This is a genomic window from Streptomyces sp. NPDC127068, from assembly GCF_042724695.1.
Lineage (GTDB): Bacteria > Actinomycetota > Actinomycetes > Streptomycetales > Streptomycetaceae > Streptomyces.
This window is the reverse complement of sequence record NZ_JBHXEN010000026.1, coordinates 19,686-38,027: the sequence shown is the minus strand read 5'-3', so window position 1 is coordinate 38,027 and position 18,342 is coordinate 19,686. Positions and strand designations below refer to the sequence as shown.

18 protein-coding genes are annotated in these 18,342 nt (G+C 73.5%); 8 read left to right on the top strand and 10 right to left on the bottom strand.

The features are described 5' to 3' along the window. The 4 genes from ACFWIA_RS18130 to ACFWIA_RS18115 form a co-directional block, all read left to right on the top strand. A partial coding sequence (locus ACFWIA_RS18130; RefSeq protein ID WP_387005894.1) for a winged helix-turn-helix domain-containing protein occupies positions 1-460 on the top strand: 460 nt, incomplete at its 5' end. Beyond that, positions 453-2,573 (top strand): sensor histidine kinase, encoded by a 2,121-nt coding sequence (locus tag ACFWIA_RS18125; RefSeq protein ID WP_387005892.1) that lies wholly within the window; start codon positions 453-455, stop codon positions 2,571-2,573. The genes ACFWIA_RS18130 and ACFWIA_RS18125, both read left to right, overlap by 8 nt. Before the next feature lie 127 nt (positions 2,574-2,700). After that, the gene (locus ACFWIA_RS18120) at positions 2,701-3,111 is read left to right on the top strand and encodes a hypothetical protein (RefSeq protein WP_387005889.1); all 411 of its coding nucleotides are present in this window, start codon (positions 2,701-2,703) and stop codon (positions 3,109-3,111) included. A 142-nt stretch (positions 3,112-3,253) separates the two neighbouring features. Next, positions 3,254-3,868: a class F sortase gene (locus tag ACFWIA_RS18115; RefSeq protein ID WP_387006050.1), complete on the top strand. Its 615-nt coding sequence runs from the start codon at positions 3,254-3,256 to the stop codon at positions 3,866-3,868. 15 nt (positions 3,869-3,883) lie between these two features. On the opposite strand, the gene ACFWIA_RS18110 is transcribed toward ACFWIA_RS18115, so the two are convergent. From ACFWIA_RS18110 to ACFWIA_RS18070, 9 genes are all read right to left on the bottom strand, one after another. Then, on the bottom strand, positions 3,884-4,486 hold the full coding sequence (locus ACFWIA_RS18110; RefSeq protein WP_387005886.1) for a hypothetical protein: 603 nt from the start codon (positions 4,484-4,486) through the stop codon (positions 3,884-3,886). A gap of 99 nt (positions 4,487-4,585) precedes the next feature. Then, positions 4,586-5,278 (bottom strand): ABC transporter ATP-binding protein, encoded by a 693-nt coding sequence (locus ACFWIA_RS18105; RefSeq protein ID WP_387005884.1) that lies wholly within the window; start codon positions 5,276-5,278, stop codon positions 4,586-4,588. Then, positions 5,271-6,341 (bottom strand): ABC transporter ATP-binding protein, encoded by a 1,071-nt coding sequence (locus ACFWIA_RS18100; RefSeq protein WP_387005880.1) that lies wholly within the window; start codon positions 6,339-6,341, stop codon positions 5,271-5,273. The genes ACFWIA_RS18105 and ACFWIA_RS18100 overlap by 8 nt, the downstream gene beginning before the upstream one ends. Then, positions 6,338-7,252: an ABC transporter permease gene (locus ACFWIA_RS18095; protein WP_387005877.1), complete on the bottom strand. Its 915-nt coding sequence runs from the start codon at positions 7,250-7,252 to the stop codon at positions 6,338-6,340. Before ACFWIA_RS18095 ends, ACFWIA_RS18100 begins: the two co-directional genes overlap by 4 nt. Then, positions 7,245-8,210, bottom strand: a complete 966-nt coding sequence (locus tag ACFWIA_RS18090) for an ABC transporter permease (protein ID WP_387006047.1) — start codon at positions 8,208-8,210, stop codon at positions 7,245-7,247. The genes ACFWIA_RS18095 and ACFWIA_RS18090 overlap by 8 nt, the downstream gene beginning before the upstream one ends. 53 nt (positions 8,211-8,263) lie before the next feature. Beyond that, a complete protein-coding gene (locus ACFWIA_RS18085) occupies positions 8,264-9,853 on the bottom strand; it encodes an ABC transporter substrate-binding protein (protein ID WP_387005874.1) in 1,590 nt (529 codons plus the stop codon). A gap of 259 nt (positions 9,854-10,112) precedes the next feature. Then, entirely contained in the window at positions 10,113-10,757 is a 645-nt protein-coding gene (locus tag ACFWIA_RS18080; protein ID WP_387005871.1) for a helix-turn-helix domain-containing protein, read from the bottom strand. A gap of 154 nt (positions 10,758-10,911) precedes the next feature. Beyond that, positions 10,912-11,355: a hypothetical protein gene (locus ACFWIA_RS18075; protein ID WP_387005869.1), complete on the bottom strand. Its 444-nt coding sequence runs from the start codon at positions 11,353-11,355 to the stop codon at positions 10,912-10,914. A gap of 372 nt (positions 11,356-11,727) precedes the next feature. After that, on the bottom strand, positions 11,728-13,029 hold the full coding sequence (locus ACFWIA_RS18070) for an alpha/beta fold hydrolase (RefSeq protein ID WP_387005867.1): 1,302 nt from the start codon (positions 13,027-13,029) through the stop codon (positions 11,728-11,730). Positions 13,030-13,176: 147 nt separating this feature from the next. Between ACFWIA_RS18070 and ACFWIA_RS18065 the strand changes: the two genes are divergently transcribed. Genes ACFWIA_RS18065 through ACFWIA_RS18050 form a run of 4 tightly spaced genes read left to right on the top strand, consistent with a single transcriptional unit; the run spans position 13,177 to position 17,323 of the window. Continuing rightward, positions 13,177-13,932, top strand: a complete 756-nt coding sequence (locus ACFWIA_RS18065) for a (Fe-S)-binding protein (protein WP_387005866.1) — start codon at positions 13,177-13,179, stop codon at positions 13,930-13,932. After that, entirely contained in the window at positions 13,929-15,452 is a 1,524-nt protein-coding gene (locus ACFWIA_RS18060; protein ID WP_387005863.1) for a lactate utilization protein B, read from the top strand. Before ACFWIA_RS18065 ends, ACFWIA_RS18060 begins: the two co-directional genes overlap by 4 nt. Next, entirely contained in the window at positions 15,449-16,150 is a 702-nt protein-coding gene (locus tag ACFWIA_RS18055; protein WP_387005861.1) for a lactate utilization protein C, read from the top strand. Before ACFWIA_RS18060 ends, ACFWIA_RS18055 begins: the two co-directional genes overlap by 4 nt. A 9-nt stretch (positions 16,151-16,159) precedes the next feature. Further along, positions 16,160-17,323 carry an ABC transporter ATP-binding protein gene (locus ACFWIA_RS18050; RefSeq protein WP_387005859.1) on the top strand — a complete coding sequence of 388 codons (1,164 nt, stop codon included), beginning with the start codon at positions 16,160-16,162 and terminating at the stop codon, positions 17,321-17,323. A gap of 50 nt (positions 17,324-17,373) precedes the next feature. Here the strand turns inward: ACFWIA_RS18050 and ACFWIA_RS18045 are convergent, their stop codons facing one another. Further along, positions 17,374-18,306, bottom strand: coding sequence for an ABC transporter substrate-binding protein (locus ACFWIA_RS18045; protein ID WP_387005857.1), 933 nt, complete (start codon positions 18,304-18,306; stop codon positions 17,374-17,376). Positions 18,307-18,342 lie beyond the last annotated feature (36 nt).

Here is an 18,342-nt window from a genome sequence, read left to right as displayed (position 1 = left end):
CCTTACCCCGGGCACCCCCCCCCTCCCCCCGGGCGCGGCCCCCCGGGGGCCCGGAGTCTACCACGCCGCATCCCCCCCCCCCGCCGCCGCGCCCCCCCGCCCGCCGCCGGAACCGGAACCCGCGCTGAGGGTGGGGGCGCTCACGGTCGACCCCGGTCGCCACGAGGTGCGCATCGACGGCGTCGCGGTCGAGTGCACCCCCGGGGAGTTCCGGTTGCTCGCCGCGATGGCCGCCGAACCCGACCGGGTGTTCAGCCGGCAGCGGCTCCTGGAGGAACTCCACGGTTTCGACCGCTACATCAGCACCCGCACCGTGGACGTCCATGTGATGAACCTCCGCAAGAAGATCGAACGCTCGCCGCGGCGCCCGGTGCGGTTGCTCACCGTCTTCGGGGTGGGATACAAGCTCACCGATCCGGAGCGGGGCCGCGGTGGCCCCCGGAGCGGGCACCGTGGGTAGCACCGCGCCCCGGCGGCTACCGCTGCGCAAGAGCCTGTTGGGGCGGTTCCTCGCCGTGTCGGCGCTGGTGGCCGCGTGTTCGGTGGCGGCGACGGCATGGCTGGCCGTGCAGACCACCTCGGGTGCGATCAAGAAGGAACAGGGGCAGTTGCTCGCCGACGACACCCGTGTCTACAACACCCTGCTCGACTACGCGGCGACCCACCCCGACTGGGACGACGTCCAACGCACCGTGGACGACCTGGCGCAGCGGACCGGCCGCCGGATCACCCTCACCGACGGGGACCGCACCCCGTTCGCGGACTCCAGCCCCCAGGCCGTGCGTCCGAATCTGCCACCGCAGGCGACCGTGACCGTCAACCCGTTGGCCGTGGACACCGCGCTGTCGGCGCTCGCCGGCGGGGAGTCGGCCGAAGACCTGACGACCCGGAGGACCATCACGCCTCAGACGCCCCGACCCACGAAGGTCCGCCCCGAACCGGCACCCTCGCAAGCCGTGGTTCCGGGCCGGACGCCGAGGGTCGACCTCGCCCCGGAGGTCCCGGAGGAACGGCCGAAGCCGAACGGCGGGGCGCGCGGTCCGGCGGTGAGCTCGTCCCGCTCCGCGGACGAATCGGGGGTCGACCGGATCGACCCCCGGGCCGTCGGCCCCTTCCGTCTCTCCACGGCGGACCGGACCCGGCTGCGGGTGCTCGCCGAGCGTCAGGCCCAGTGTTACGCCACTCGCGGGCTGACGGTCACCCTCGTCACCGGCCCCAGCGGACGGCCGCGGCTGGAGCGCAGTGCGCACACGGACACGTCGGACCGGGTGTTCCTGGACGACGGTCAGGGGTGCGACACGGGAGCCCTCAGTGCCCCGACCGCGTCCGAGCGTGCGGCGCTCGACACGCTCAACGACCTCACCAATGCCTGCCTCGACCGGCGGCGGCAGCCACAGGTGGAGGTCGACCTCGACCTGACCTGGTCGAACACGCCGAACCCGAGCACGGCACGCACCTCCCTGGACCAGCGGACGATCGGCCTGTGCCTGCACCAGGCACGGGGCGAGCAGTTGTCCTCCCATGTGGCTCCCGAGGCGTTGCTGTTCATCACGGACCGGGACGGGGGGACCCCGTCGAAGTTCGAGTTGTCGCCGGGCAACACGGCGAAGATCGCGGGTGCCGCCGCCCTCGTCCTCGCGCTCACCGTCGGAGTGTCGGTGGTGGCGGGCACGCGGCTGGTGCGTCCGCTGCACGCGCTGACGGGTGCGGCGCAACGGATGAAGGACGGTTCGGGCGGCGACCGGTGGACGCCGGTTCCGGTGCCCGCGGACAGCGAGATAGGACGACTCGCGGCGGCGTTCAACGACATGGCGGCGCACCGCACCCGCTTGGAGGAACAGCGCAAGGTGATGGTCAGTGACGTCGCGCACGAGTTGCGGACCCCGTTGAGCAACATCCGGGGGTGGTTGGAGGGTGCCCAGGACGGGATCGCCGACCTGGACAAGGCACTCGTCTCCTCGCTGCTGGAGGAGGCGGTGCAGCTCCAGCACATCATCGACGACCTCCAGGACCTCGCGGAGGCCGATGCGGGGGCGCTGCGTCTGTATCCGGAGCCGGTGCCCGTCACGGAGTTGCTGGTCCAGGTCGCGGCGGCGCACCAGGCCCGGGCGGACGCCGCGGGGGTCACCCTGACCGTGCGCGCGTCCACCGGGTCGCCGCTGGCGGGGGCCGGGGCTCTGGACGATCCGGTGGTCGACCCGGTGCGGCTGCGGCAGGCCGTGGGCAATCTCGTCACCAATGCGATCCGGCACACTCCGTCGGGCGGGGAGGTGACCGTCCGCGCGGCGCGGAGCGAGCCGGAAGGGGATCTGGTGTTGGAGGTCAGCGACACCGGGGAGGGCCTCACCGCGGAGCAACTGCCGTACGTCTTCGACCGGTTCTGGCGCGCCGAGAAGTCCCGTAACCGCCGGACGGGGGGCAGCGGGTTGGGCCTCTCGATCGTGCGACGGCTGACCGAGGCGCACGGGGGAACGGTGAGCGTGTCGAGCACGGTGGACGTCGGTTCGGTGTTCACCCTGCGCATTCCGGCCGGGGGCTCCGCGGCGGAGCCGGTGGGCGTCCGGGAGGGCTGATCCGATCCGCACAGCGATCTGACAGGTTCTTCACACGGTCGGGCGAGCCTGTGCGGACAGGCCCGGCGGGGCCGGTCGTGACCGGTTCCCCGCCGGGTCCCATCCCGGCTGAAACGGAGACCCGTTCATGTCCCACCGCACCATCCTGCGTCGGGCCGCCCTGCTGACCGTCGCGGTCGGCGCCGTGCTCGCCCCGACCGCCGCCGTCGCCTCGGACTCCCCCGAGAAGTCCCGCGGCGCCCTGGTCCTGTCCCCCAAGGAGTCCCCGGCGCCCGCCGCTGCGCGCGAGGGCGGCGCGGCCGGTACGGCGACCCCGTCGCCGTCGCCCACCCAGCCCTCCCGTGAGACCCCGAGGGTGTCCCTCGCCGAGGGCGACCGGGCCGTCACGCCGCGGGGCGGGGTCGCCGCGGGCGAACGCCCCGTCGAGCAGGGCGGCTCCCCCGCGCTCATCGGTTCCGCGGCCGGTCTGGTGCTGTTGGCCGGCGCCGGAGCGGTCGTCGTGCGACGCCGGGTGACGGCGGCGCGCCCGACCGTCTGATCCACCGGTGGCGCCGCCCGACCCACGGGTGGCGCCACCTCCTGTGTTCGGCCCGCCCGGCCCCGGCCGGGCGCCGGTCTCCTCATCCGCAGCCCCCGTGAGGACCTCCGTGATCTCGCACCCGCGTTCCACCGCTCTCGGCATGACCCTGCTCGCCCTCGCCTCGGCCGGTCTCGTCACCGGTTGCGGCGGCTCCGACACCCCCGCATCGGCAGCGTCCGGTCGGGGTGCGGACCCCGCTCCCACCCCCTCCGCCGCGGCCTCCGGCACCGACCGGCCGGACGGTTCCCCTGCGGGCAGCACGGCGGCGGCGCCCGCCGCCCCCACCCGGGTGTCCGTCCCGTCCCTCGGCATCTCCAGTGAGCTGATGCCCCTGGGGCTGAACGAGGACGGCACCGTCGAAGTGCCCCCGGCGGACCGGGGGATGACGGCCGGCTGGTACACGGGGCGGCCCGTGCCGGGTGCGCCCGGCCCCGCGGTGATCATCGGGCACAACGCCACCCGGCACGGACCCGCCGTGTTCAAGGACCTCAAGGACATCCGCGAGGGCGCCCGGATCACCGTGCGCAACGCCGCGGGCGCGAACGCCCACTTCCGGGTCACCGGCACGGAGACGGTGAGCAAGGAGGAGTTCCCGACCCAGAAGGTCTACGGCTCCACCGCGGAACGGGCCCTACGGCTCGTCACCTGTGACGGTGCGTTCGACGCCGAGGGCCATCCGGTGGACAACCTGATCGTGTACGCGGTCCGCAGCTGACCCCGTTCGGGCGGGTCAGGCAGCCGCTGGGGCCGACGCGCAGGGACACGGCCGGTACTCCAGGCCGAGTTCCTGGTCGACGGCCTCGCTCGTCCGGGTCGCGGCCTCGGTGACCTCCGCCCAGGAGCCGTACTTGGCGTACAGCTGGTCCGCCGTCGGGCCGAGCGGATTGCCGTACTTGGCGACGTTCCGCTCCTCCAACCGCCGCACCTGCTCCGGGGACATGCCCGCGCGGGTGATCTCCTTGGCGTCGTTGCGCAGCGCGACCATCCGTCGGGCGATCTCCTCCTCCGAGGCACCCCGTGCCCGCATCGCGCACTCCTCGCGGTCCATGTCCACGAGGAGCCCGTGGTAGCGCATCCGGACGTCCCGGGACGTGACGCGTTCCTCGGGGGTCTGCGCACGGATCTGGCAGACGACGGGCTCCGGGCTGGCGCAGGGGCCCGGGCTCGCCGGTTCGGCGGAGAGCGGTGCGATGACGACGGAGCCACAGGCGGTGGGGGCGCAGGCGACGGGCTGTTGGGCGTGGGCGGCCGGGCCGGTGAACAGGACGGCCTGCACCGTGAGGACGGCGGGCAGGACGTAGCGGGTGAGGGCGGGGAATCGAGGTGTGGGCATGGCCCGCATCCTGGCCCTGTGGCGGCCCCCGTGACCGGGTCACGCGCCTCTCGTCCCCCGTCCGGGCAGCCGGCCTCCTCCTGACGGGGGACGCACCGGTCAGACGTGCGGTCGGGGCGGTGCGGGCCGCGGCTCCTCGTGGGTCAGCTCCGACCAGGTGACGGTGCGCTCGCACCAGCGTTCCAGCAGGACGCGGTCGTGGCCCACGGCCAGCAGTGCGGCGCCCGAGTCGGCCCGGTACTGCTCGACCACGGCGACCAGGGCTGCGGTGGTGGAGGCGTCCAGCATGGCGGTCATCTCGTCGGCGATCAGCAGGCGGGGCCGCAGGACGAGGGCCCGGGCGAGACAGGCCCGTTGCAACTGACCGTCACTGACCTCGTGCGGTCGGCGGCCGAGGAGGTCCGGGCCGAGGCCCACGGTCCGGGCCAGTTCGGCGATCCGGTCGGCGGCCTCGGCGGCGCGGCCGGTGGCGCGCAGCGGTTCGGCGATGAGGTCGGCGAGGGTCAGGCGGGGGTCCGCCGCGAGCCTCGGCTGTTGGAAGACCACGCCGATCGTGGTGCGTTGGGAGCGCGGGGCGCCGTGGCGCCAGCCCCGTACCGGCTCGCCTTCGAGGGTCACCCGGCCCGCGTACGGGCGGTGCAGCAGGGCGGCGACCCGGGCGAGGGTGGACTTGCCGCAGCCGCTCGGGCCGAGCAGGCCGATCGACGCGCCGGGGGCGACGTGCAGCGTCACTCCCCGGACGACCGGTGCGCGCCGGTCGTATCCGGCGACGACGGAACGGAGTTCAAGCACCGGGTACCTCCACGGCGGCGGCCCGTAGGGGCAGGGGGTGGTGGCAGGCGACCCCGTCGAACGCGGGGCGGGCACCGCAGCGGTCGGTGGCCCGGTCGCAGCGGGCCGCGAAGGCACAGCCCTCGGGCAGCGCGGTGAGCTCCGGCGGCATCCCGGGGATGGCAGTGAACGCCCGCTCGGGCAGGGCGTCGAGGAGCCCGTGGGCGTAGGGGTGGCGCGGACCGGGTGCCCCGAAGAAGTCGGGCGCCGCGGCGATCTCCACGATGCGGCCCGCGTACATCACGGCGACCCGGTCGGCGATGCGTTGGGCGGCGGCGAGGTCATGGGTGATGAGGAGGAGGGCCCGTTCGTCGCCGATGTGGCGGCGCAGTTCGTCGACGGTGCGGTCCACCAGTTCGCGGTCCAGGCCAGTGGTGGGTTCGTCGGCCAGCAGCAGCGGGGCGTCACCGACCAGGGCGAGGGCGGTGGCGGCGCGTTGGGCGAGTCCGCCGGAGAGTTCGTGCGGGTAGCGGTCGAGGTGGTCCTCCGGGAAGGCCGCGCGGACGGCGGCGGCGCGGGCGGCGGCACGCAGCGCGGACCGCGGGGTGCCGGTGACCTCGCGGAGCGTCTCCTCCAGTTGGGAGCGGACCGTGCGGACCGGGGTGAGGTGCGCGGCGGGGCTCTGGGGGACCAGTCCGACGCGGCGACCGCGGACCCGGCGGGCGAGGGTGGCCTCGTCCGCGGCGAGCAGGTCGACGTCCCCGTCGAGGACGGCGGTGCCGGCGGTCTGGGCGTTGGCGGGCAGGAGTCCGAGGAGGGCGGAGGCGAGCACGGACTTGCCGCAGCCGCTTTCGCCGACGAGGGCCAGGCACTCGCCGCGCCGGAGGTCGAAGTCGGCGTCGCTGACGGCACTCACCTGGCTGCCGCCCCGCATGCGGAAGCGGACGGACAGCCCGCGCACCGCGAGCAGCGGTGCCCCGGTGGGGGGCGTGCCGGCCTCGGGTGCCTCGGGAGCGGGGGGTGTGCCGCGCCCCTCGACCGGGGTGCCGGCCGCGGGCTGCGGGCCCTTCGCCGTGCTGCTCACAGCATCAGCTCCGATCGACGTCGGGGGTTGAGGCGTTCGCGCCAGACTCCGGCGAGCCCGGCGATGGCGAGGGTGGGAACGATGATGAAGAGCCCGGGGAAGAGGGTGGGCCACCAGTCACCGGCGAGGAGGGAGCCGCGGGCGGTCTGGACGAGGGTGCCCAGGCTGGCCTGGTGGGTGGGCAGGCCGAGGCCGAGGAAGGAGAGCGCTGACTCGTGCCAGATGGCGTGCGGCACCATGAGCACGGCGGCGAGGCCGGCCTGGGGCAGGACGCCCGGCAGCAGGTGGCGCACGGCGACCCGACGGCGGGAGGCACCGCCGGAGACGGCGGCGTCGATGTACGGCCGGGAGCGCAGGGACAGCACTTCGGCGCGGACGATCCGGGCGGTGGACAGCCAGTGGGTGAGGGCGACGGAGAAGACGACGGGCCAGACTCCGGGGCGGAACATCGCGACGATGAAGATGCCGAGCAGCAGGTGCGGGACGGACGCGAAGGCGTCCACCAGCCGCATCACGAGCCGGTCGACCCAGCCGCCGAAGACGGCCGCGGCGGTGCCCACGGCGGTGCCGATGACGGTGGCGACCAGGGCGGCGACCAGACCGACGAGCAGGGAGACCCGCAGTCCGTACACGCAGCGCAGCAGCAGGTCCCGGCCGACGTCGTCGGTGCCGAAGGGGTGTTCCCAGGACGGCGGCTGGAGCTTGGCCGCGAGGTTCACGGCCTGTTCGTCGAGTTGGACGAGCGGTGGCACGACGAGGACCGCCAGGACGACGGCGGCGACGATGACGGCCGAGGACCACAGTCGCCAGGTGCGGGTGGAGCGTCGGGTGCCGCCCCGGGACCTCCAGGTCGGGGCTTCGGCGCCCGGGCCGTCGTGGCGGGTGGCGGGCGGGCGGGCGGTGTCAGCCATCGAAGCCCACTCTCGGGTCGGCGAGGCCGTACAGCAGGTCGGCGACGAGGTTGCCGAGGAGCACGGCGGCGGTGGCGAGGACGGTGAGGGCGGCGAGCAGCGGGAAGTCGACGGAGGTCGCGGCTTCGACGGTGGCCGCGGCGATGCCGGGCCAGCTGAAGACGGTCTCGACGAGGAGGGCGCCGGTGATGAGTTCGGGGACCCGCGAGCCCACGAGGGTGAGGACGGGCAGCATGCCCGAGCGCAGCGCGTGCCCGACGAGTACGGTCCTGGGCGCGAGTCCGCGGGCGCGGGCGCCGCGCACGGGGTCCTCGTCGAGGGCGTCGCCCACGCCTTGGCGGACGTAGAGGGCGAACCACGGGAGTTGGGAGACGGCGAGGACCAGTGCGGGCAGGATCAGGTGGTGGGTGACCTGTCCGGCGGTGATGACGTTCGTCCCGGTGTCGGTGAGGCCGCCGGCGGGGAGCGCGCCGAGTTTCAGGGAGAACAGCCAGATCGCGAGGAGGCCGAGCCAGAACGGCGGGGCGGCTTCCAGGGTGTACGCGAGGGAGGTGACGACCCGGTCGACGAGGCCGCCGCGGCGGCGGGCTGCGAGGACCCCGAGCAGGGTGCCGAGCAGGATCGCGAGGGCGAAGGCGGTGGCGGCGAGCAGGACGGACCAGCCGATGCGTTCGGTGATCACGTCGGCGACGGGTTGCCGCATCACGGCGGAGTCACCGAGGTCCCCGGTGAGGGCGCCGGTGACCCAGTCCCACCAGCGGGCGGTGAGGGGCTGGTCCGCGCCGAGGTTGGCGCGGAGTTGGTCGAGGTTCTCCTGCGAGGCGGTGAGTCCGGCGGTGCCGGCGTACGCCTTGACCGGGTCGAAGGGCGAGGCCGCGGCGATGGCGAAGACGCCGAAGGTGACGGCGAAGAGGATCGGCACGCCGAAGAGGACGCGCCGGCCCGCGAGCCGCGCCATGGGCCCCCAGGGCAGCCCCCGCCCGGTGCGGGGGCTGCCGTCGGTGGCCTCGGTCACTGCTGGGGCTGCCAGTCCTCGACGTTCCACCAGGGCCCGGAGGCGAGGCCGTGGTCGTGCGGCTCGATCTGGGTGGTGAGGGAGCCGAAGCGGTCGTCGACGACGTACAGGTGGTCGATGTGGGTGAGGAAGGTGTAGCCGGGGTTCTTCACCAGTTCGCGCTGGACGGTGTCGTACGCGGCGCCGCGCACCGCCCGGTCGCCGCTGCGGCGGGCGTCGTCGAGGGCCTTGTCGACGGCGGGGTTGTCGTACCAGGCCATGTTGTTGAAGCCGTCGCCCGCGAGGTCGGACTTGAGGAGGGTGTACTGGTCGAAGTCCGGGTCGGCCGGGGAGCCGCCGCCGGCGAGGACGGCGTCCTTGGGCATCCGGGGCTCGATGACCTCCCAGGTGCCGGCCTGCACCTTGATCTCGATGCCCGCCTTCTTGGCGTCGGAGGCGTAGGCGAGGGCGTGGTCCTGGCGGAGCTTGTCGCCGGAGACGTACCAGAGCGGGAAGGAGGCGCGGACGCCGTCCTTCTTGCGCACGCCGTCGCCGCCGGCCTTCCAGCCCGCGGCGTCGAGCAGCTTCTTGGCCCGGTCGAGGTCGTGGGTGCGTTCGGTGCCTTCGGTGAACCACTCGCTGTCGGTGGGGACCGGGCCGTACGCCTCCTTGCCGGCGCCGTTGAGGATCGAGTCGACCATGGCACCGCGGTCGACGGCGATGTCGAGGGCGCGTCGGATCGCGGTGTCGCCGGTGACCTCGTTGCCGGTGGGCAGGGTGACGACGCGGTAGTCGAAGGTCTTGGCCGCGTGCGTCTTGCGGTCCCCGTCCTTGGCGAAGGTCTCGGCGAGGTTCGGCGGGAGGATGGCGCCGTCGAGGTCGCCGGAGCGCAGCCGGGTGGCGCGCACGTCGTCGTCCTTGATGACGGCCATGGTGAAGTTCTTGACCTTCGGCGCGTCGCCCCAGTAGCCGGGGTTCGCCTTGAAGGAGATCTTCTCGCCCTTGGACCAGGTGACGAGCTGGTAGGGGCCGGTCCCGACGGGCTTGGTGGTGAAGGGGCCGCTGTTGACGTCCTGGCGGCCCGCGACGTGCTCGGGGGCGATGGGCAGGACGGTCCGCTCGGCGAAGGGGGCGTACGGGTACTTCAGTCGGAAGACGACCGTGTCCTCGCCCTCGGCCTCGACCGTCTTCAGCGCGTCGAGTTCGCCCTTGGACGCGTTGTTCGTCTTCGGGTCGAGGATGGTGCGGTAGGTGAAGACGACGTCCTTGGCCGTGAAGGGCTTGCCGTCGCTGAACTTCACGCCGTCGCGCAGTCGGTAGGTGTAGGTCAGGCCGCCGTCGCTGACCTTCGGCAGTTCGGCGGCGAGCGCGGGCCGCAGGTTCATCTCGGCGTCGTGGGTGAGCAGCCCGTCGAAGATCTTCGAGTTGCCGTCCTTGCCGAAGCCGAGCAGCGGGCTCAGGCTCTCGGGCTCGTAGGCGATGCCGACGACGGCGGAGTCACCCGCGGAGCCGTCCTCGCCACCGGGGGCCGAGCAGGCCGTCGCGGTCACCGCGACGGCGGTCGCCGCCGCCACGATGCCCGCGCCACGTATCGATCGGGCCCTCATGCCGCTCCACCCCTAGCATTCTGGTGATTCTTTGATGATCAAAAGTTATTGCGAGTGATTCGCAATTGTGCATTATGCATGAGGTAACGGTCAGCGAGCGAGGGGCATCCCTCCGCGGGTGCACGGCCGTTCGCCCGGTGCGGCGGGGCCGCACCGGGTGGCGGGGACGGTGGTGTGGGGGACCTCACAGCCGGGGGCGGGGCGCGTCGCCCCGCCCGGACTGCGGCTCGCCCGGATCGCGGCTCGCCGGGGCGGTGGATCAGCCGGCCCCCTGGCCGTCGCCCCCGGCGCGGGTCGGACGGGCGCGTACGTGCATCCGCTCGCCCTGCGGGCCGAAGAGGCTCAGGTATTCGACCGCGCCCTCCCCGGTGGACCCGAACCAGTGCGGCACCCGGGTGTCGAACTCGGCCGCCTCCCCCGCACCGAGCACGATGTCGTGCTCGCCGAGGACCAGCCGCAGCCGGCCGGCCAGCACGTACAGCCATTCGTAGCCCTCGTGGACCCGGGGGTCGGGGGGCTCGGCCAGCCGCGCGGGTTCGATGACCTTGTACGCCTGGAGGCCACCGGGCTGGCGGGTGAGCGGGAACATCGTGCGGCCGCCCCGGTGGATCGGCTTCGACCTGACCCGGGGGTCGCCGGTCGGCGGGGCGCCGACCAGTTCGTCGAGGGGGACCTGATGGGCGCGGGCGAGCGGCAGCAGCAACTCCAGGCTCGGTTTGCGCAGCCCGGACTCCAGCCGGGACAGGGTGCTCACCGAGATGCCGGTGAGGGCGGAAAGGCCGGCGAGGGTCACCCCCCGTTCCTTGCGGAGTTCCCGCAACCGGGGCCCCACTCCTGCCAGCACTTCGTCGGTCCGGTCCCGGTCGTCCCCGTCCGGGACCGGACCCTGTTCGTCATCCGTCACGTGTTCATTGCAGGTTCGGCAAAGCCGATTGTCAATCGCGCATCGTCGGCGAGAGCGCGCACCCCTGCCCGCGTCGGGTCGGTGCCCGGCGCGGTGACGGACCGGACCCGGGCGGGTGACGGCCCGGTGGCCCGGGCGAGCGGGCGGGCGCCCGTCAGGACTGGTAGCTCGGGTCCAGACGGTAGAGCGTCGAGCCGACTTCCGTCATCACGCTGTCGGCGACGGCTCCGTCCTGACAGGCCACGCCGAGGTCCGCCTCGAACCGGGTGACATCGGGCCGCGCGGGCTGATCGGCGCCCTCGTCGCGCTGGTCGGTGAGGATCTCGGCGGCCATCACCCAGCGTTCCGGGGTGGTCATCTGCTGACGGAACTGGTCACAGGTGGTGTCGGCGGTGGCCCGCTTCCAGGTCTGTTCGTAGCTGCCGTCGGGGCCCGGCTTGGGCAGGGCCTGCTTGGACGGGCTGGCAGGCGCGGAACTGCCGGCGTCGGCAGCGGTGCTGGACCGGTTGCTGCCGGAACCTCCCGAGGTGTCGGTGCCGCAGGCGACGAGCGCCAGGGACAGGGTGGTGACAGCGAGTAGAGCGGAGCTGGTGCGCATGGTGTGCCCCCCATGTGAACGGTGCTTTTAGAGCGACATTCTGGAGGGAAAAGGATCGTCCGAGCACGAATCCGAACGCTTCGTTTCCTACCCGTAACGCACCGCTAAAGTGGTCTGGACCAGCAGTTTTGTCCTCGGGAAGGGTTCCGGAGGGTCTCGGGAAGGCCCTCTCTCCGCTGCCCAGTGGGCATTTGACGCCCCGTCGGGCACCACCGTCACCGATCTTTGCGCCGGGGCGCACGCCCCGCGCGGACACAGACGTCATTCCGGCCCCACGCGCACCCCGAGCCGGAGCGCACGCCGCAGGAGCGTGCCCGGGGCGGCCACCCCGGTACGCAGCCTCGGCGCACGCCCCGGACCCGCGCTCCTGCTTCAGACCTCGTCGCGGACCAACGCCAGCAGCCGGTCCAGTACCCGACCGCCCCCGACGCGCACCCCGTCGTGCTCGAACTCGTCGGTGACCCAGGTGCGCAGCCCCCGCACGGCCCGGGCGGTGGCCAGCGAGTGTGCCGTGTCGACGTACATGTCGTCGTGGTAGACGGCCGCGGCGACCGGCACCTCGTTGCGGGCGAGGCCGTCCGCGTCGTAGAGGGGCGTCCAGTCGGTGCGTTCGGCCAGTAGACCGGCGGCCTCCCGCAGCGGGCGCAGGGCGGGGTCCGCCGTGAACATCCACGGGTGGACGGTCTCCCCGGTGAACAGCAGCGGCCCGTTCCCGTTCGACGTCCTCACCGCGTCGAACTCCGGGAACTCCGCCCGGACCCGCTCGGCCGACCAGCCGGTCGACCGGTGGTCCTGGGCGTAGATGGACTCGTGGACGACCGCGTACAGCGGGTGTCCCGCGTGCGAGAGGAGGGCGTGCACCTCCTCCAGGAACGCGTCCGCGAGGGCCGGTCCCGACGGGGTGCGCACGAAGGCGTGCTCCAGGAGGTAGTGCAGACGGTGGCTGCCGTCGCCGCTGCCGAGGAGGATGCCGAGGGACTGGAACGCCTCCACCGTCAGCCGGTAGCCGCCGCCGGTGACGACCTCGTGTTCGGCGAGGTGGGCGGCGATCCGCCAGGCCCGCTCGACGTCCATCGGATAGCGGAGGTAGTGGGCGCCGACCTTCCGGGAGATCCGCGGGTACGCGGCCCGGTAGACGTCGTCGGCGTGGGCGTCCAGGGACGGCAGGCCACCCGTGATCAGCGCGGCCGACAGCCCCTCGGGGGCGGTGGACAGATAGCTGGTGGCGCAGAACCCCCCGAAGCTCTGGCCGAGCACGGTCCAGGGCGCGCCGCCGGTCAGGACCGGGCGGATCGCCTCGCAGTCCCGGACGATGGAGTCCGAACGGAACCGGGTCAGGTAGTCGGCCTGTTCCCGGGGCCCACCGCGCGCGGGCAGCGTCTGGCGGGTGGCCGGCGTCGAGCGGCCGGTGCCCCGCTGATCGAGCAGCAGCACCCGGTACTCCTCCAGGGCGCGCGGCAGCCAGGCCGAGGCACCGGCGAAGCGGTTCGCGCCGAACCCGGGGCCGCCCTGGAGGTAGACCAGCCACGGCAGGCCCTCGGGGTCGCGCCCCGGGGCCACGGCCTCACGGGCGAACAGCTCGATCTGCTCGCCCGCGGGCTGGTCGTGGTCCAACGGGACGCCGAAGTGGTGGTCCGTGAAGACGACGCCCGGCTGACGGTACGAAAGCGGCACGGGGTTACTCCTGCGATGCTCGGTTTGTGGGATTGTGCGTCAAGTTGACCACAGTGCCCGCCGTGCCCGTGGGGGCAGGCCCGCCCGCTGCGCGCCCGCGGCGCGTAGGGTGCGAGCCAGTCGCCGGCCGAGGAGGCGTGCCCCACGATGCGTGTCGCCCTGTTCCTGACCTGTGTCAACGACACGCTGTTCCCGGGCACCGGGCGGGCCGTGGTCGCCCTGCTGTCCCGGTTGGGGGTGGACGTCGACTTCCCCCTGGCCCAGACCTGTTGCGGACAGCCGCAGTACAACACGGGTTACCGGCGCGACACGGAACCGCTGGCCCTGCGCTACGCGGACGTGTTCGACGGCTACGACGCGGTCGTCACCCCCTCGGGGTCGTGCGCCGCCATGGTGCGGGAGCACTACCCGCGGCTCGGTGAGCGGGCCCGTGCGGAGGGCCGCGGCGGCGGGTTGGCGAGGGCCCTGGCCGCGGTGGTGCCGAGGACGTACGAGTTGACGGAGTTTCTGGTCGACGTGCTGGGCGTGACGGACGTCGGTGCCCACTACCCGCACACCGTCACGTACCACCCCACGTGCCACGGGTTGCGGGCGCTGCGGCTCGGCGACCGGCCCGTCCGGCTGCTGCGGGCGGTGCGGGGGCTCGAACTCGTGGAGTTGCCGGGGGCCGAGGAGTGCTGCGGCTTCGGCGGCACCTTCGCCGTGAAGAACCCGGACGTGTCGGTGGCGATGGGCACCGACAAGGCGCGGGCCGCGGAGGGCACGGGGGCCGGGGTGTTGTGCGCCGCCGACAACTCCTGTCTGCTGCACCTCGGCGGCATCCTGAGCAGACGCGGGTCCCGGGTGCGCCCCGTGCACCTCGCGGAGATCCTGGCCGGCACCGGGGGGAGCGCCCCGTCATGAGCGGCACGTTCGTCGGCATGCCCGCCTTCCCGGTGGCCGCGCGGGAGGCGGTGCGGGACGCCACGCTGCGCCGCAACCTCCGGCACGCCACCCGCACCATCCGCGACCGCCGGGCCCGTGCCGTCGCCGAGCTGTCCGACTGGGCGCAGCTGCGGGAGGCGGGCCGGCGCATCAAGGACCACACCCTGCGCCATCTGGACCACTACCTGCTGCAACTGGAGGAGTCGGTCACGGCGGCCGGCGGCACCGTCCACTGGGCGGCCGACGCGGCCGAGGCGAACCGGATCGTCACCGATCTGGTGGTCGCGACCGGTCACCGCGAGGTGGTGAAGGTCAAGTCGATGGCCACCCAGGAGATCGGGCTGAACGAGGCCCTGGCCGCCGCGGGCGTCCGGGCGTACGAGACGGATCTGGCGGAGCTGATCGTGCAGCTCGGCGACGACCGGCCCTCCCACATCCTGGTCCCGGCGATCCACCGGAACCGGGGCGAGATCCGGGACGTGTTCGCCCGTCGGATGGGCGACTGGGGGCGGCCCGCACCGGACGGGTTGACCGATGCGCCGGCCGAGCTGGCGGAGGCGGCGCGGCTGCACCTGCGGGAGAAGTTCCTGCGGGCCCGGGTGGGGATCTCGGGGGCGAACTTCATGGTGGCCGAGAGCGGCACGATGGTCGTGGTCGAGTCGGAGGGCAACGGCAGGATGTGCCTGACCCTGCCGGAGACCCTGATCTCCGTGGTCGGCATCGAGAAGGTGGTGCCGACCTGGCGGGATCTGGAGGTGTTCCTCCAGACCCTCCCCCGCTCCTCGACGGCCGAGCGGATGAACCCGTACACGTCGATGTGGACGGGCACCGCACGGACGTCCGCGGGGGACGGGCCGCGCACGTTCCACCTGGTGCTCCTCGACAACGGCCGCACCGACACGCTCGCCGACGAGGTGGGTCGGCAGGCGCTGCGCTGCATCCGCTGTTCGGCGTGCCTGAACGTCTGCCCGGTGTACGAGCGGGCGGGCGGCCATGCGTACGGGTCGGTGTACCCGGGGCCGATCGGCGCGATCCTCAGCCCGCAGCTGCGGGGAACGGGCAGCGCGGTCGACGCCTCCCTGCCGTACGCGTCGTCCCTGTGCGGGGCGTGCTACGACGTCTGCCCGGTCGCCATCGACATCCCGGAGGTGTTGGTCCGGCTGCGTGAACGGGTGGTCGAAGGGGGGCCGGTGGTGCGCGGGGGGACCCGGGTGGTGCTGCGGCCGGCGCGGGGGCACGCGGCCGAGCGGGCGGCGATGCGGGCCGCCCGCTGGGCCTTCACCCGTCCGACCGCCCTGGCCGCCGGTCAACGTCTCGTGTCCCGCACCCGGCGGCTGCACCCCCGCAGGCTGCCCGGCTCCGGCCGGGCCTGGACGGCGGGCCGCGATCTGCCTCCGGTCCCGCCGGAGTCGTTCCGCGACTGGTGGCGCCGTACCGCGGGCGGCCGGGACACCGGGCCGGGCACCACGGGCGGCGCTGACCGGGGGGCCACGGCGTGAACGGCAGGGAACGGGTGCTGGGCCGGGTGCGCCGGGCCCTCGCGGACGAGCGGGGGAAGGAGCCCGCCGCGCCCCCGTCCGCGTACGCGTCGACGGGGCCCCGGGACTATCTGTGGACCCACGGCGAGCGGAGCGAGCGGGAGCGCACCGCGCTGTTGGCGGAGCATCTGACGGAGTACCGCGCGCACGTCCACCGGACCGACCCCGACGGGTTGCCGGAGCTGATCGCCCGGCTGTTGGACGCGCAGGGCGCGAGGCGGGTGCTGGTACCGGCGGGGCTGCCTCCGCACTGGCTGTCGGCGGCGGTGCAGGAGCCCGTGCCCGACCGGGCCGAGGACACCGCCGCAGCGCTGGACCGGGTCGACAGCGTCCTCACGGGGTGCGCCCTGGCGATCGCCGAGACGGGCACGCTCGTGCTGGACGGCGGCCCGGACCAGGGGCGCCGCCGGATCACCCTGGTCCCCGACCACCACGTCTGTGTCGTGCGGGTTCCGGACCAGGTGGTGTGCTCGGTGCCGCAGGCCGTCGCCCGGCTGGACCCGACCCGGCCACAGACCTGGATCTCGGGACCGTCGGCGACCAGTGACATCGAGCTGGACCGGGTGGAGGGGGTGCACGGGCCCCGCACCCTGGACGTGGTGCTGGTGGGCTCCGACGGGCCCGGACGTGCGTGTGCGGGGGACGGCGGCCCCGGCTAGCGTGAGGGAATGATCCGGTTCGAGCAGGTCGGCAAGCGCTACCCGGACGGCACGACAGCGGTGGACGGCCTGGACTTCGAGGTGGCGCGGGGAGAACTGGTCACCTTGGTGGGGCCGTCGGGCTGCGGCAAGACGACCACGATGATGATGGTCAACCGGCTCATCGAACCGAGCACGGGACGCATCTTCGTCGACGGCGAGGACATCGCCGCGGTCGACCCCGTGCACCTGCGCCGCCGGATCGGCTACGTCATCCAGCAGGTGGGCTTGTTCCCGCACCGGACCGTCCTCGACAACACGGCGACCGTGCCCGCCCTGATCGGCTGGAAGAAGGCCCGGGCGCGGGCGCGGGCCGCGGAACTGCTGGAGCTGGTGGGACTGGACCCGGCGACGTACGGTGCCCGCTACCCCGACCAGCTCTCCGGTGGGCAGCGGCAACGGGTGGGCGTGGCCCGGGCGCTCGCCGCCGACCCGCCGGTGCTGCTGATGGACGAGCCGTTCGGTGCGGTGGACCCGGTCGTCCGGGAGCAGTTGCAGGACGAGTTCCTCCGGATGCAGGCCGCGGTGCGCAAGACGGTGCTGTTGGTGACCCACGACATCGAGGAAGCGGTCCGTCTCGGTGACCGGATCGCGGTGTACGGGCGGGGCCGCATCGAGCAGTACGACACCCCGGCCGCGGTGCTCGGGAGGCCGGCCACCCCCTACGTTGCCGAGTTCGTCGGGGCCGACCGGGGGTTGAAGCGGTTGTCGGTGACGTCGATCGAACCGGACGACCTGGAGCAGCCGGTCGTCGTGCGCACCGGGGAGCCGGCCGATCGGGCGGCGGCCCTGTTGCGGGGCGAGGGGGCCCGTTGGGGCGTGGTGCTGGACGCCGACGGGGATCTGCACGGCTGGGTCGGCGCGGACGAGTTGGCGCTCGCGGAGCCCGGCGCCGCGGTCGGGGACCTGGCCCACCGGATGAACGCCTGGGTGCCGATCGGTGCCCCCTTGAAGCAGGCGTTCGGGGTGATGCTCCAGCACGACGCGGGCTGGGTGGCGGTCATCGACGGGGCCCGGTTCCTGGGGGTGTTGACCCCGGCGAAGCTCCACGAGGCGCTGCGGCGGTCGGTGGACGCGGACGCGCGGGGCGTGGCGCGGGACGAGGTGTCGTTCGACTCGGTGTCGGACGTGTGAGGGGCGGGTCGGGGTGATGGGCGGACGGGCGGTGCTGCGGTGCGTGCTGTTCAGAGGAGGCCCTGGTCCTTGAGGTACGCCCGGGCGACGTCCTCGGGCAGTCGGCGCCAGCTGTCGACCTGCTGGTTGAGCGAAGCGAGGTCGGCGGTGGTGAGGACCTCGTTCACCTGGTCCAGGACCCGGGTCACCCCGTGGGCGCCCGACCGGGCCCGGTTGACGACGGGGACGACGTAGTCGGCGTTCTGGAGGTGCTTGTCGTCGGCGAGGATGACCAGCCCGAACTCGGAGAGCGTCGCGTCGGTGGTGGTGGTGAGCACCATCTGGTCCTGCCCGCTCTGCACGGCCTTCTTCGCCTGGGTGGTGCCGACGCCCTTGGGGTCGATGCCGGTGATGTCGATGCCGTACACCTTCTTCAGGCCGGGTGCGCAGTACGGGCGCTGCACGCACTCGTCCCCGGCCGCGAGCCGCACGGGCAGTCCCGAGCGTCCGAGGTCGCTGAGCGTCTTCAGTCGGTGCTCACGGGCGTAGGACCCGGCCACCGCGAAGGCGTTCTGGTCGACGGCCCGGCCCGGGTCCAGGACGGTCAGGCCCCGGGGCTCGGCGAGCCGGCGCAGGGCGGCCATGGTGGTGCGCAGGTCGGGTGAGCCCACGGGTGCGGCGTCGGGGCCGTTCTGCTTGGCGTTCAACCAGTCGGCGAAGGTCGCCGCGTACTCCGGGACGACGTCGATCTGACCGGATTCCAGGGCGGGTTCGTAGAGTTCGCGGTTGGCGACGGTGAGCAGTCGCGTCCCGTACCCGGCCTCCCGCAGGAGCAATGCGTACATCTGGGCGAGCAGGTCGCTCTCGGTGAAGCCCGCCGAGCCGACGACGAGGTCCTTGCTGTTCCCCGGCGGTGCGGTGACCGCGTCCCGGTTCTCCAGGGCGGGTCCGCCGGCGCAGCCGACCGGAAGGAGGACCAGGCCCAGCACGGCGAAGACCCGCATCACCCGGCTGGCACGGGTGGGACGGGCTACCGGACG

Excerpts from the sequence above, each read along its gene's own strand:
- ACFWIA_RS18110 (WP_387005886.1), bottom strand. The coding sequence starts at position 4,486 with ATGCCCACACCTCGATTCCCCGCCCTCACCCGCTACGTCCTGCCCGCC.
- ACFWIA_RS18095 (WP_387005877.1), bottom strand. The coding sequence starts at position 7,252 with ATGGCTGACACCGCCCGCCCGCCCGCCACCCGCCACGACGGCCCGGGC.
- ACFWIA_RS18065 (WP_387005866.1), top strand. The coding sequence starts at position 13,177 with ATGCGTGTCGCCCTGTTCCTGACCTGTGTCAACGACACGCTGTTCCCG.
- ACFWIA_RS18050 (WP_387005859.1), top strand. The coding sequence starts at position 16,160 with ATGATCCGGTTCGAGCAGGTCGGCAAGCGCTACCCGGACGGCACGACA.
- ACFWIA_RS18115 (WP_387006050.1), top strand. The coding sequence starts at position 3,254 with ATGACCCTGCTCGCCCTCGCCTCGGCCGGTCTCGTCACCGGTTGCGGC.
- ACFWIA_RS18060 (WP_387005863.1), top strand. The coding sequence starts at position 13,929 with ATGAGCGGCACGTTCGTCGGCATGCCCGCCTTCCCGGTGGCCGCGCGG.
- ACFWIA_RS18120 (WP_387005889.1), top strand. The coding sequence starts at position 2,701 with ATGTCCCACCGCACCATCCTGCGTCGGGCCGCCCTGCTGACCGTCGCG.
- ACFWIA_RS18090 (WP_387006047.1), bottom strand. The coding sequence starts at position 8,210 with ATGGCGCGGCTCGCGGGCCGGCGCGTCCTCTTCGGCGTGCCGATCCTC.
- ACFWIA_RS18075 (WP_387005869.1), bottom strand. The coding sequence starts at position 11,355 with ATGCGCACCAGCTCCGCTCTACTCGCTGTCACCACCCTGTCCCTGGCG.
- ACFWIA_RS18045 (WP_387005857.1), bottom strand. The coding sequence starts at position 18,306 with ATGCGGGTCTTCGCCGTGCTGGGCCTGGTCCTCCTTCCGGTCGGCTGC.
- ACFWIA_RS18085 (WP_387005874.1), bottom strand. The coding sequence starts at position 9,853 with ATGAGGGCCCGATCGATACGTGGCGCGGGCATCGTGGCGGCGGCGACC.